The organism is Planktophila turicensis (SeqCode), from assembly GCF_965234405.1.
Classification (GTDB): Bacteria; Actinomycetota; Actinomycetes; order Nanopelagicales; family Nanopelagicaceae; genus Planktophila; species Planktophila turicensis.
The window spans coordinates 515423-528410 of the sequence record NZ_OZ248346.1 but is presented as its reverse complement, the minus strand read 5'-3'; the positions used below and the strand labels follow the sequence as shown (position 1 = coordinate 528410).

Annotated in this window: 12 protein-coding genes; 8 read left to right on the top strand and 4 right to left on the bottom strand. The window is 49.1% G+C overall.

Going from position 1 to position 12988, the window contains the following annotated elements:
- The 3 genes from AC8GFK_RS02740 to AC8GFK_RS02730 are packed head-to-tail and all read left to right on the top strand — an operon-like array spanning nt 1 to nt 2798.
- Nucleotides 1–873 carry a deoxyribonuclease IV gene (locus AC8GFK_RS02740; protein WP_506625647.1) on the top strand — a complete coding sequence of 291 codons (873 nt, stop codon included), beginning with the start codon at nt 1–3 and terminating at the stop codon, nt 871–873.
- Nucleotides 870–1748 (top strand): DMT family transporter, encoded by an 879-nt coding sequence (locus tag AC8GFK_RS02735; protein ID WP_506625646.1) that lies wholly within the window; start codon nt 870–872, stop codon nt 1746–1748. Before AC8GFK_RS02740 ends, AC8GFK_RS02735 begins: the two co-directional genes overlap by 4 nt.
- Nucleotides 1749–2798, top strand: a complete 1050-nt coding sequence (locus AC8GFK_RS02730; protein ID WP_506625645.1) for a threonine aldolase family protein — start codon at nt 1749–1751, stop codon at nt 2796–2798.
- Here the strand turns inward: AC8GFK_RS02730 and AC8GFK_RS02725 are convergent.
- Genes AC8GFK_RS02725 through AC8GFK_RS02715 form a run of 3 tightly spaced genes read right to left on the bottom strand, consistent with a single transcriptional unit; the run spans nt 2772 to nt 5700 of the window.
- Complete coding sequence (locus tag AC8GFK_RS02725) at nt 2772–3266, bottom strand: methylated-DNA--[protein]-cysteine S-methyltransferase (protein WP_506625644.1); 495 nt, start codon at nt 3264–3266, stop codon at nt 2772–2774. The genes AC8GFK_RS02730 and AC8GFK_RS02725 overlap by 27 nt on opposite strands.
- Nucleotides 3267–3276: 10 nt before the next feature.
- The gene (locus AC8GFK_RS02720; protein ID WP_506625643.1) at nt 3277–4632 is read right to left on the bottom strand and encodes a class II 3-deoxy-7-phosphoheptulonate synthase; all 1356 of its coding nucleotides are present in this window, start codon (nt 4630–4632) and stop codon (nt 3277–3279) included.
- Nucleotides 4633–4674: 42 nt separating this feature from the next.
- Entirely contained in the window at nt 4675–5700 is a 1026-nt protein-coding gene (locus tag AC8GFK_RS02715) for a 6-phosphofructokinase (RefSeq protein ID WP_095673391.1), read from the bottom strand.
- Nucleotides 5701–5787: 87 nt separating this feature from the next.
- Here AC8GFK_RS02715 and xylB point away from each other — a divergent pair, with 87 nt between their 5' ends.
- From xylB to AC8GFK_RS02700, 3 genes are read left to right on the top strand one after another with little or no spacing between them, the layout of a single operon-like run.
- Nucleotides 5788–7212 (top strand): xylulokinase, encoded by a 1425-nt coding sequence (xylB, locus tag AC8GFK_RS02710; protein ID WP_506625642.1) that lies wholly within the window; start codon nt 5788–5790, stop codon nt 7210–7212.
- Nucleotides 7206–8720 carry a cryptochrome/photolyase family protein gene (locus tag AC8GFK_RS02705; protein WP_506625641.1) on the top strand — a complete coding sequence of 505 codons (1515 nt, stop codon included), beginning with the start codon at nt 7206–7208 and terminating at the stop codon, nt 8718–8720. Before xylB ends, AC8GFK_RS02705 begins: the two co-directional genes overlap by 7 nt.
- 12 nt (nt 8721–8732) lie before the next feature.
- Nucleotides 8733–9659, top strand: a complete 927-nt coding sequence (locus AC8GFK_RS02700; protein ID WP_506625640.1) for an alpha/beta hydrolase — start codon at nt 8733–8735, stop codon at nt 9657–9659.
- Here AC8GFK_RS02700 and glgC read toward each other — a convergent pair.
- Complete coding sequence (gene glgC, locus AC8GFK_RS02695; RefSeq protein ID WP_506625639.1) at nt 9649–10872, bottom strand: glucose-1-phosphate adenylyltransferase; 1224 nt, start codon at nt 10870–10872, stop codon at nt 9649–9651. The two genes, AC8GFK_RS02700 and glgC, sit on opposite strands and share 11 nt — an antisense overlap.
- Nucleotides 10873–10929: 57 nt before the next feature.
- Here glgC and glgA point away from each other — a divergent pair, with 57 nt between their 5' ends.
- Nucleotides 10930–12096 carry a glycogen synthase gene (glgA, locus tag AC8GFK_RS02690; RefSeq protein ID WP_506625638.1) on the top strand — a complete coding sequence of 389 codons (1167 nt, stop codon included), beginning with the start codon at nt 10930–10932 and terminating at the stop codon, nt 12094–12096.
- A 7-nt stretch (nt 12097–12103) separates the two neighbouring features.
- Nucleotides 12104–12979 carry a DMT family transporter gene (locus tag AC8GFK_RS02685; RefSeq protein ID WP_506625637.1) on the top strand — a complete coding sequence of 292 codons (876 nt, stop codon included), beginning with the start codon at nt 12104–12106 and terminating at the stop codon, nt 12977–12979.
- Nucleotides 12980–12988: the final 9 nt, after the last annotated feature.

The following is a 12988-nucleotide window of genomic DNA, read 5'->3' as shown; positions in this document are numbered from 1 at the left end:
ATGTCTCCAGCTGCTAAGTCACCAAAAAAGCCACGTATCGGCGCTCATACTCCTACTTCAGGAGGAATGGCTAAGCGTTCCATCGCATATGCCGAGCTAACACAAGCTGAGGCGATTCAAGTATTTACATCGAATCCACGCGGATGGGCGATGCCTGAAACCAATCATGAAGCTGATGCGCTCTTTCGCGAAAAGGCTGAAGCGCTCGATATTGAAACTTATGTGCACGCACCATTTCTCATTAACTTAGGTTCGCCAACTGAAGATACATATAAGAACTCGTTGGCATCGACTGCTTATTCACTAAAGCGCGGCCAAGAGATTGGCGCACTCGGAGTTGTCGTTCACACAGGTTCTGCTGTGAAGGAAGATAACGTCGATAACGCCTGGAAGCAGATTGAAAAAGGCATGATGCCAATTCTTGAATCACTCGATGATGATGCTCCAATGCTCCTTCTCGAACCAACAGCGGGGCAAGGTCAATCTCTCGTTAAGCGACTTGAAGATCTAGAGAATTACCTCAAGGCCCTTAACTACCATCCCAAGGTGGGTATCTGCCTCGATACCTGTCACGTCTTTGCAGCAGGGCATGACATTGCAAAGAAGGGCGGCATGAAAGAGACCCTCGATCTTCTCGTTCAAGTTGCTGGCATCGAACGAATTCAACTTATCCACGCTAATGACTCAATGGATGTCTGTGGCGCACTTAAAGACCGCCACCAAAATATCGGTAAGGGCTTTATCGGAGTCGATCCATTCGCGGAATTGCTGAAGCATCCTGCGGTAGCGAATGCACCACTTATTCTCGAAACTCCAGGAATGGAACCTGAACACGGCGAGGAAATCGCACTTCTAAAGCAGCTACGTGGATGAGTTCGTCTCACGCGTTAAAGATTCGCCTTGCGCCCTGGGCGCTTCTCTCTGTTTCTGCTGCATGGGGCATGGCCTTTGTTGTGATGAAAGATGCCATCGAACGTCAGAGCGTTAATAACTTTCTCTTTACCCGCTTCTCTTTAGCAGTCCTTGTCATGATTGCTTTGAAACCAAGCGTTATTAAGAAATTTAATCGCCAGCTACTTCTGCCCGCAAGCTATGCCGGCATTTTTCTAGGGCTGGGCTATATCTTTCAAACTCTTGGGCTAGCGCGCACAGGAGCAGCCATCACAGGTTTTGTTACTGGTCTTTATGTTGTCTTTACGCCGTTGCTTGCTAGTTACTTTCTGAAAGAGAAACTTACAAAATTAATTTGGGGTTGTGTCTTTGTGGCAACGGTTGGACTTGGGCTTCTCTCCATCCGAGGCTTCTCAGTTGGTTTTGGAGAGATGCTAGTTCTGGCAAGCGCCTTCTTCTTCGCCGCTCACATCATCGCGTTAGGTAAATGGTCATCGGGTCGCGACGTCTATGCGATGACAGTTGTACAACTTGCAGTCTGCGCACTTCTCTCTGGAATCGCATCTATCCCCGAAGGCTATTCAGCGCCACCAGATTCAGGTGTATGGGCAGTCGTTGTATTTACTGCAGTGATCTGTACTGCCGTTGCCTTTGTGGTTCAGACTTGGTCTCAGGCGCATATGACCACAACCAAAGTGGCTGTCATCCTGACGATGGAAGTCGTCTTCGCGGCAATCTTTGCATTTATCTTCGGTGGTGAACGTTTGACCATTCAAGCTACCCTTGGTGGTCTTATGGTTCTGACCGCAATGTTCGTCATCGTTCTCACAGAGAATTCACCATCGGAGAACAAATAAATGGCTATTGATCTACGCTCTGACACTGTCACTAAGCCCAGCCTTGCAATGCGCGAATCTATGGCATCTGCCGAAGTTGGCGATGATGTCTATGGCGATGATCCAACCGTTAACGCACTCGAAGTACGCGTTGCTGCGATGTTTGGCCACGAAGCTGGCCTCTTCTCCCCCACAGGTTCACTTGCTAACCAGCTAGCAATTCGTACCTTGGTAAAGCCCGGTGAAGAACTGCTCGTAGAAACTCGCTCACATATTGTCCGCGCTGAACTTGGAGCCGCGGCAACCTTTAGCGGAATCACAACGCGTACCTGGCCTTCAATTGATGGCCTTTTGAATGCTGAAGATCCTTTAGCTATTGCACATGAGAACGCTGGTCCTTACTTAGTTTCAACTAAGGCAATTGCAGTTGAGAACACACATAACTTCGGTGGCGGAACTGTTCAGCCGATTGAGGAAATTGCCAAGCTCTCAACAGCTGCACGTGCACGCGGAATCGCCATGCACCTCGATGGTGCGCGCATCTGGAATGCCCATGTTGCATCCGGTGTCACTTTTTCAGAATACGGCAAGCACTTCGACACCATTAGCGTCTGTCTTTCAAAGGGACTTGGCGCACCCATTGGTTCAGTCATGCTTTCAACGAAGGAACGTGTTGGCGAAGCGCGCATCTGGCGCAAACGTTACGGCGCTGGAATGCGACAAGTAGGAATCATTGCAGCAGCTGCTCATTACGCTCTTGATAACAATATTGCTCGTCTTGCCGAAGATCATGCTCGCGCAAAGAAGATTGCCGTGGCACTTGCGGCCATTGATTCATCCCTTGTAGATCCTGTAAAAGTTATGACAAATATTGTGGGTCTTGATCTATCTAAGGTCGGAATCACGGCCGCTGAATTAACTGCTCGCTGCAAAGAAGCTGGGCTATGGATTAGCGCACTGGGTCCTCACTACGCACGTCTTGTTACTCATCTTGATTTCGATGATGCGCAGTGTTCTCAGGCGATTGAAATCCTGGAAAAAATATTAAAGAGCGCCCTCGTGGCGAAGTAGCCACTCTTTCTTATTTAAACCGTAGGCATAATTTCCTAGCGCTCCGCCAGTTTTTACGATGCGATGGCACGGAACAATAAGAACGATTGCATTCTTTGCGCACGCACTTCCAGCTGCGCGTACAGCTGCAGGGCTTCCGGCGCGCTCTGCTAGATCCGCATAAGAGATAACTGCGCCAGGCTTTACCTTCTTCATCGCCTTCCATGCTGCTTGCGAAAATGGCGCACCGGGTTGGCGCACCTGAATCGAATTAAGTGCTGAGATATCTCCGGCAAAGTAATCATTAATCAGATCGGTGATGACAGGAATCTTTGCAACGCTCTTGATCTCGTGCGCAGCATCATCGGCACCCAGGCTCTCTTTGAGCGCCTTGAGATTAGAGAGATTTGCTGCAAGCAGAATATGTTGATCTGCAATCAGATTGAGGTTGCCGATAGGTGTTGCGAGGGTGGAAAGAAGCAGCGTCACGCTCGCTAAATTAGCGGTCGCGCAACATTTCAGCAACCAAGAATGAAAGCTCGAGTGATTGCGAGTGATTCAAGCGTGGGTCGCATGCTGTTTCGTAGCGTGATTCGAGATCCTTTTCAGATACTTCGTTTCCGCCACCAAGGCATTCAGTGACATCGTCACCAGTGAGCTCAATGTGGATTCCACCTGGGTGGGTTCCGAGCTTCTTATGGACTTCAAAGAATCCGCGTACTTCATCGAGAACATCTTCGAAGTTACGTGTCTTGTAGCCATTCTTAGATTCAAAGGTATTGCCGTGCATTGGGTCGCATACCCAGAGAACCTGTGCGCCGCTCTTTGTTACACCCTCGACAAGTGCAGGAAGTGCCTGGCGAATCGTGCCCGCACCCATACGTGTAATGAATGTAATGCGACCTGGCTCGTTATCTGGATTGAGCTTTGCAATAAGTGCGAGTGCATCTTCGACAGTCGACTTAGGTCCAAGCTTGATACCGATTGGGTTACGTACCTTTGATGCGAAATCAACGTGTGCGCCATCGAGCTGACGTGTGCGTTCGCCGATCCAGATGAAGTGTCCTGAAACATCGTATGGAAGCTGCGTACGTGAATCGATACGAGTAAGTGCCTTCTCGTATTCAATGATGAGAGCTTCGTGGCTTGCATAGAAATCAACAGCCTTGAACTGTTCTGGATCTACGCCAGCTGATTGCATAAATGAGAGTGCGCGACCGATTTCATTTGCCATCTGCTCGTACTTATCGCCGAACTTAGAATCGCGGATAAAGCCCTTATTCCACTCGTGCACCTGACGAAGGTCTGCAAAACCACCACGGGTAAATGCGCGAACTAAGTTAAGAGTTGCAGCAGATGTGTTGTAAACACGAACAAGTCGATTTGGATCTGGTGTACGAGCTGCTTCTGTGAATTCAATATCGTTTACAGCATCGCCGCGGTATGCAGGAAGTGTGACATCCCCACGAGTCTCAAGGTCATTGGAGCGTGGCTTTGCAAACTGCCCAGCCATGCGGCCTACCTTGATGACAGGCAAGCTTGAGTAATACTGCAATACAGCAGCCATCTGCAAGATTGTCTTGATGCGGTTACGAATTGAATCAGCAGTTGCTGAATTAAAAGTTTCGGCGCAATCTCCACCTTGTAACCAGAATGCTCGTCCTGCTGCAGCTTCTGCAATCTTCGCCTTGAGATCATCGCACTCGCCCGCAAAGACAAGTGGAGGAAGCGCGCGAAGATCAGCAACAGCCTTCTTCATCTGCTCTCCATCATGTCCGCCCGGCCAATTAGGTTGCTGGGCAGCGACGAGTGATGGATCGAAGAGTGAATCCAGTTGCGAGGAAGAAGTATTCATAGTCATAAGAATAGGTAATTCAGTGGCAATCTCGGAGGGAGATTATCCAAAGAACGAAGTGATCTCCTCGTAGCGCTCGATTGGAACAGTCTTAAGAACATCTGTCGCTGATGCCAAAGGCACACGAGCGATTGTTGTTCCGTGAAGAGCCATCATCTTGCCGAAGTCACCTTCGTGAACTGCTGTGATTGCCTCAAGTCCAAAGCGTGAGCTAAGAACACGGTCGAATGCTGATGGAGTTCCACCGCGCTGGATGTGTCCAAGGACTGTGCAACGTGTCTGATAGCCAGTCTTTGTCTCGATCTCAGCTGCGAGCCAATCGCCAATACCTGAAAGCTGTACGTGGCCGAATGCATCGAGTGGTTGATCCTTAGTGATCATGTCGCCATCCTGAGGGATTGCACCTTCAGCGATAACGATGATTGGAGCTGTACCTGTTTCAAAACGTGACTTTACGTATTCGCATACCTTGTCGACAGAGAACTTAACTTCTGGAATCAAGATGCATGCCGCATCTCCTGCAATACCTGAGTGGAGTGCAATCCAACCAGCGTGACGACCCATGACCTCAACGATCAATGGGCGGTGGTGTGATTCTGCAGTTGTGTGAAGGCGATCGATTGCTTCCATTGCAATGTTGACGGAAGTATCGAAACCGAATGTGAAATCTGTGTTGTTAAGGTCGTTATCGATTGTCTTTGGAACACCGATGACCTTGACGCCTAGCGCGTCGAGCTTTGTTGCAACGCCGAGTGTGTCTTCGCCACCGATTGCGATGAGAACATCGATGCCCTGATCAGCAAGATTCTGCTTGATTCGCTCGACGCCATTCTCCATCTTAAATGGGTTGGTACGTGATGAACCAAGGATGGTTCCGCCCTTTGCAAGAATTGGCTTAACAGTTGCAAGATCCAAAGGCATGGTGAGAGCCTCAAGAGGACCCTTCCAACCATCACGGAATCCGACGAACTCGTATCCGTACTCTTTGATTCCCTTTGTAACTACTCCGCGAATAACGCCGTTAAGTCCTGGGCAATCTCCGCCACCTGTAAGAATTCCAATACGCATTGCAACGCTCCAAAATTAAGTGAGATTTGGCTAAATAAATAAGCCGCACTGTGGTCAACACTGACTGGCACAGTCTAGCCTTTCGCCATGGCAAAACCCCACCACTCGGCTGGCCTATTGGTTGCTGGCGTGGACTCGTCGACCCAATCCGTAAAGGTCGTTATTCGCAACGCTAATACTGGTGAGTTACTTCGCCAGGGTCGCGCTTCTCACCCTGACGGAACAGAAATAGAGCCAGCCCTCTGGGAGAAAGCCCTCGAAAGTGCGATCGCCGATGCGGGCGGATTAGACGATGTTGCTGCAATCTCAATCGGCGGACAACAACATGGAATGGTCACACTCGATAGCAATGGCGAAGTTATTCGCCCCGCACTTTTGTGGAACGACACTCGTTCTGCGCAATCTGCACGCGATCTCAACTCTGAAATGGGAGGTGATGCAGAAACTGCAAAGAAAGTTGGTTCAGTTCTAGTTGCATCCTTTACTGCAACGAAACTTCGCTGGCTTGCTGATAATGAAAAAGCAAATGCAGATAAAGTTGCAGCAGTAGCGCTCCCCCACGACTGGCTTTCCTGGCGCTTACAAGGTGGAAAAGATTTCGAGAAGCTATTTACCGATCGCTCTGATGCATCAGGTACCGGCTACTTCGATCCTGTCACTTCAACATATCGCGACGACTTACTGAAATCAGCGCTACTAACAGATCGCGCCATTATTACTCCACGCATCGTGGCACCAAGTGCCTTTGGTGGCGAAACACTTTCGGGTATTCCTATCGCAGCAGGAGCAGGTGACAACGCAGGTGCTGCCCTTGGTGTTCAAGCCCAACCTGGTGATGTTGTTGTCTCTCTTGGTACAAGTGGAACCGCATTCGCAGTTTCAGATAAGCCAACCCATGATGCAAGTGGCGCGGTTGCAGGTTTTGCTGATACAACAGGTCGCTTCTTGCCTCTGGTCTGCACGCTCAATGCGGCGCGAATTTTGGATGCTGCCACCCGCATCTTAGGAAAGACTCATGATGAAGTGGGCGCTCTAGCACTGAGCGCAAAGCCAGGAGCAAATGGTTTATCTCTCCTTCCTTACTTCGAAGGTGAGCGCACTCCAAATCGTCCTGATGCAACTGGCGTCTTTGCTGGCATGAACCTTTCAAACTCAAATCCTGCAGATATCGCACGCGCAATGATTGAAGGAATGTTGTGTGGCCTTGTAGATGCAGTTGACGCGCTTGAACAATTAAGTGTTTCAATTAATCGTGTTCTACTCATTGGTGGAGCAGCAAAGAATCCTGCAATTTCATCTATTGCATCATCACTCTTTGGTCGTGAAGTACTTGTGCCACAACCTGGCGAATATGTTGCTGATGGTGCTGCCAGACAAGCTGCGTGGGCGCTCTTGGGTGGAGCTACTCCGCCACAATGGAATTTGGGTGAAGTTACATCTACTCACTCACCGGCAACGCCAGATGTTGTGAGCGCATACCGAACCCTACGAGATAGAACCGCCAATTGGTAACTGCTGAATCTAAAAAGACAGTACTTCTTCTTAACGACCAACTGAATCGCGATTACGGAGCGCTGAAGAAAGCAGATCCAAAGTCCCATCAGATTCTCTTCATCGAGAGTGAACGCATGCTCACTACTCGCTCTTGGCATATTCAGCGCCTCTTCTTTCTGATGTCCGCCCGCGATCACTTCTTGCAAGAGCTACGCGATGAAGGATTTACAGTCACATTCATTCAAAGCGCTAACACTGAAGTAGGAATCAACGAGTTTCGCGCTGCCAACCCAGGCGTTGAGATTGAAGTTACCGAGCCATCTTCACATCAACAGTTCGAACAGTTAAAAGGCCTCGGGCTGACTCTTATCCCTAACGATTTCTTTCTGACATCCCGCCCACTTTTTGCGCAATGGGCCAATGCGCAGAAGAGCTTGGTGATGGAGAACTTCTATCGCGCACAACGTGTTCGCCTAAACATCTTGATGGAAGGCGGCGACCCCGTAGGTGGCAAGTGGAATTACGACGCCGATAATCGTCTTCCGCCTCCTAAGGGTGCGCACATATGGCCCGCGTATCTTGAACATTCACGCGATGAAATCGATGCGGCAATAATTGCTGATATCAAGAAGCGCAAGATTCCTGTCTTTGGTGATGATCCCGATACAACTTGGGGCACAACCCGCGCCGCTGCTCTGAAGCAGATGCACCACTTCTTCGAAACAGGATTTGCTGAATTCGGCGCCTATGAAGATGCGATGGTCGCCGATTCGTGGGCGGTCAATCACTCACTCTTAAGTCCTTACCTCAATGTTGGATTGCTCCATGCTGAAGAGGTAATCGCTGCAGCGCTCAAGCGCTTTGCTCAAGGTGATATTCCGCTAGCAAGTGCAGAGGGATTTATTCGCCAAATCATTGGTTGGCGCGAATACATCAATGGTCTCTATTGGCACTTTGGAGATCTCTATCGCAATGAAAATGCTTTAGCTGCCACTCGCCCACTCTTGCCTCTCTTTACAGATTCCAGCAAAACTGAGATGAATTGCTTATCAACTCAGGTTCGAGATATCGAAGCGCGCGCTTGGGTGCATCACATTCCACGCTTGATGGTCTTAAGTAATTTGGCACTCATCACCGGAACCTCACCGCAAGAATTCTTAGATTGGATGCGCCGAGCATTTATCGATGCTGCCGATTGGGTAATGGTTCCCAATGTCATTGGAATGAGTTTGCATGCAGATGGCGGCAAGTTAGCTACCAAACCTTATGCATCAGGTGGTTCATATATTTCAAAGATGGGAAGTTTCTGCAAGGGATGCGCCTTTGATCCCAAGAAACGCATCGGTGATGACGCCTGTCCATTTACAACGCTGTACTGGGATTTCCTTGATCGCAATCAAGAACGTTTTGCAAAGAACCATCGCATGGGCCAGCAATTAGCCGGGTTGAAACGATTGAGTGATTTACCGGAATTGCGAGAGCGCGCGAAAGAAGTGTTAGACCTTCTCTCTCGTGGTGAACTCTGATTCAATAACTCCATGTCACTTGCTCCAGAAATCAAAGCTTTCCTTGAAGCAGGTGCTGCAGCTGGTCTTCCGCAAGTATGGGAAGCCCCCGTCGATGTCATTCGTAAGAACTCGCAATCACGTCCTGCATTAGCTGGTCCCGTAGAACCGGTGCACGAAATCATCAATAGGTACTTTCCAGGGCCAACTGCTGATTTACCTATTCGAATCTATCGACCAGCCACGGCCACTAATGCACCAGCAATCGTGTATTTCCATGGCGGTGGATGGGTTCTTAACTTCCTCGATATTTACGATGCTTCTCTTGCTCGGTTAGCGAATCAAAGTGGCGCGACAATCATCAGCGTCAATTATCAGAAAGCGCCCGAACATCCATTCCCGATTCCTTTCGATGATTGCTACTCAACTCTTCAATGGGTAATCGCAAACGCCGCGCTATTGCAGATTGATCCTGCAAAAATCGGTGTTGCAGGAGATAGCGCAGGAGCTAACTTGGCCTCCGGTGTTGCAATCAAAGCTCGTGATAACAATGTAAGCGTTGCTTTTCAACTTCTTATCTATCCGTGCAACGATCGTGATTTCGAAACTGATTCATATATTAATAATGCAACGGGATATGGGCTTTCAACGCAAGCGATGAAATGGTTCTGGGATCAGTACTTACAAGGAAGTCAGCACGATACAAATCCATATGCAGTGCCAATGAAAGCAACATCTTTTGCAGATCTTGCCCCTGCAATCATCATTACCGCCCAATACGACCCGCTGATTAGTGATGGTGAAAAATATGCCGAGCTATTGCAGCGCGATGGGGTGCCGGTGATTTATAAAGAATATGCGGGAATGATTCACGGATTCTTCACCAATATGGCTGTGACGCCTACTGCGCGGGAATCGATTGATTTTGTTGCTGCAGAGATTAAGAAGCTTACGCAGTAACGATCATGCCCTTACCGACGACGACGATTCCGCTCTCGGTAACGGTGAAGCGCTGACGATCTCTTTCAAGATCAACACCGATCTGCGCACCTGCTTCGACAATCGCGTTCTTATCGATGATTGCCTTACGAACTACAGCGCGATCGCCAATCTTTACACCTGGCATGAGGACAGCGCCATCAACAAAAGCACCATTTCCAACGTGAACATCGTAAGAAGTGACCGTGTGGTTAACGTGACCACCCGCGATGATTGAACCTGCACCCACGATTGAATCCTGAGCGATTCCGCTTGCGCTGAACTTTGCAGGTGGAAGTGAAGGTGGGTTAGTAAGCAGAGGCCACTCGCGGTTATAGAGATTAAAGATTGGATGAATCGAAACTAGATCCATATGCGCGTCGTAGTAAGCATCGATTGAACCTACATCGCGCCAGTAACCCTTATCGCGCTCGGTTGCGCCAGGTACAACGTTATTTTCAAAGTCATAGACCTTTGCAAGGCCAGCCTTTGTAAGCATCGGAATAATGTTTGTACCTAGGTCATGGCGTGATTCAAGATCTTCTGAATCGAGAATGAGCGACTCTTCCATGACATCGCGCTTAAAGATGTAGTTACCCATTGAGACAAGACAGAGATCAGGGTGTCCTGGCATCGCTGGTGGATTAGATGGCTTCTCGTGGAATGCCTTAATGGTGATGCCATCTTCTGCGAGTTCGATAACTCCGAAGTCGTGTGCTTCTGCACGTGGCATACGGATCGCAGCGATTGTGATTCCTGCACCTGTCTCGAGATGTTGTTCGAACATCTGGCTTGGATCCATGCGATAAACGTGGTCAGCACCGAAGACAAGAACATGCTTTGGATTTTCATCTTGAATCAAGTTGAAGTTCTGCAAGATTGCATCGGCAGATCCTGTGTACCAACGTGGACCGAGTCGCTGCTGTGCAGGTACTGGAGTGATGTAATTTGAAAGAAGTGTCGACATGCGCCATGTAGTGGTGATGTGGCGATCGAGTGAGTGTGATTTGTATTGAGTGAGAACTGCAATCTTGCGCATTTCAGCATTTACAAGATTTGAAAGTACAAAGTCGATGAGGCGATACGAACCACCGAATGGCACTGCAGGCTTTGCGCGATCTGCAGTAAGTGGCATCAAACGCTTGCCTTCACCGCCCGCAAGAACAATTCCGAGGGGAACTTCGTAGCGAGGCATGGCGTAAGGCTACCTAACAACTTTCAATCTATCTAGAGTCACCGATACTCTTACCTCATGAGCGCTACTCGAATCGGAATCGTTACCAAAGAGTGGCCTCCAGCGGTTTATGGTGGAGCCGGCGTCCACGTCGTTCAATTAACCCAAGCCCTTCGCGCGGTCTCAGGTGTCGAAGTCGATATTCACTGTTTTGGCGGACCTCGCACCGACGGATCTCACGGCTATGACACTCCCGCCGAATTCGCATCTGCAAACCCTGCGCTTCAAGCGATTGCAACTGATTTAGCGATCGCCCAGAACCTTCACAACGTTGATGTCATCCATTCACACACTTGGTATGCCAATATGGCAGGACATACAGCTTCACTTCTGTACGGCACACCTCATATCGTCAGCGCACATTCGCTCGAACCTTTACGCCCATGGAAAGCAGAACAACTCGGTGGCGGATACAAGATTTCTTCATGGGCTGAGAAGACTGCCTACGAAGCTGCTGCTGCCATCATCGCCGTAAGCGATGGAATGCGCGCAGATGTATTAAGCGCGTATCCAGAAGTGGACCCTGCCAAGGTAGTCACAATCCGCAATGGCGTTGACACTAATAAGTTTGCTCCAAATCACGATGGCTCGGTTTTGAAGGAATTTGGAATCACTGGTCGCTACGCAATGTTCGTTGGCCGCATTACCCGTCAAAAAGGTTTAGCGCACTTACTCCGTGCCTGGAAGAACGTTCCAGCTGAATTCGGACTCGTTCTTGCTGCCGGAAGTCCTGATGAAGAGACGATTGGCAATGAAGTTGCCGCACTCATTGCAGAACTTCAGAGCACTCGCTCCAACGTCTGGTGGATTAAGGAGATGCTCCCCCACGACAAGCTGACAGCAGCTCTTACTCACGCCGACTTGTTCCTCTGTCCATCAATTTATGAACCTCTTGGAATCGTCAACCTTGAAGCTATGGGTTGTGAAACAGCAGTGCTCGCGTCTCGTGTTGGTGGAATCCCTGAAGTCGTTTCTCATAAGCAGACAGGTGAACTCGTTGATTACACAACAGATCACACTAAATTCGAATCAGATTTAACAACAGCTATTTCATCACTGATGGCAGATCCTGCCCTGCTTGAAAAGTATGGAAAAGCAGGACGTGCACGTGCCCAGTCAGAGTTCGGCTGGGATGCCGTCGCTGCCCAAACCATCGCGCTCTATAAGAGCGTTATCAACAACTAAGGAAAACATGTCACGTCGCGGTTGGTTCTTATTCATTCTTGTCGGTTTTCTTTGGGGTATTCCTTACCTTTTCATCAAGGTAGCAGTTGATCCCGATGATGGTTTTAGCCCTGCAACAGTTGTTTTCTTGCGTACGGCAATCGGTGCTGCGATTTTGATTCCTATCGCCATTAAGCAACGTCAGTTGATTGCAGCTGTTCGTGGATGGCGTTATGTCTTTGCTTATGCGCTATTAGAAATGATCGGTCCTTGGATTCTCATTGGAACCGCAGAGCAGAAGATTTCATCTGGACTTGCCGGACTCCTTGTAGCGTCAGTGCCTATCTGGGCAACCATCTTTGCTTCAATGCGCGGAGATAAATCAGTCTGGCATCACACGCGCTTATTCGGAATCATCGCAGGCTTTATCGGCCTCGTAGCTGTTGTTGGTATCGAGAGCATTACCGGATCTGCTGATCCACTTTCGATCGCAATGGTTTTGGTTGCATCAGTTGGTTACTCATATGCAGTCATGATGGTGCAAGGTGCTCTACCCCACGTTTCAGGAATTGCAATTAATGCAGTTGCGATGGCGATGACTGCAATCTTCTACCTCCCGTGGTCCATCGTTCAATGGCCAACGCATCAGATTTCGCAGGGCGCAGTGCTCTCGATTATTGGTCTTGGCGTTCTCTCAACAGGAGCTGCCTTTGCTGCATTCTTTACTCTTGCATCCATCATCGGCGTTGCCCGTGGATCTCTGGTTACTTACCTCAACACTGCAATCGCAGTAGTTCTGGGAGTCATCATCTTGAATGAACCACTCACAGTTGGAATCGTCCTTGGACTTCCATTGGTATTAATCGGTTCATACTTCGCGAGCCGTAAACCTGTCGCCAAGTAATTATTGAGA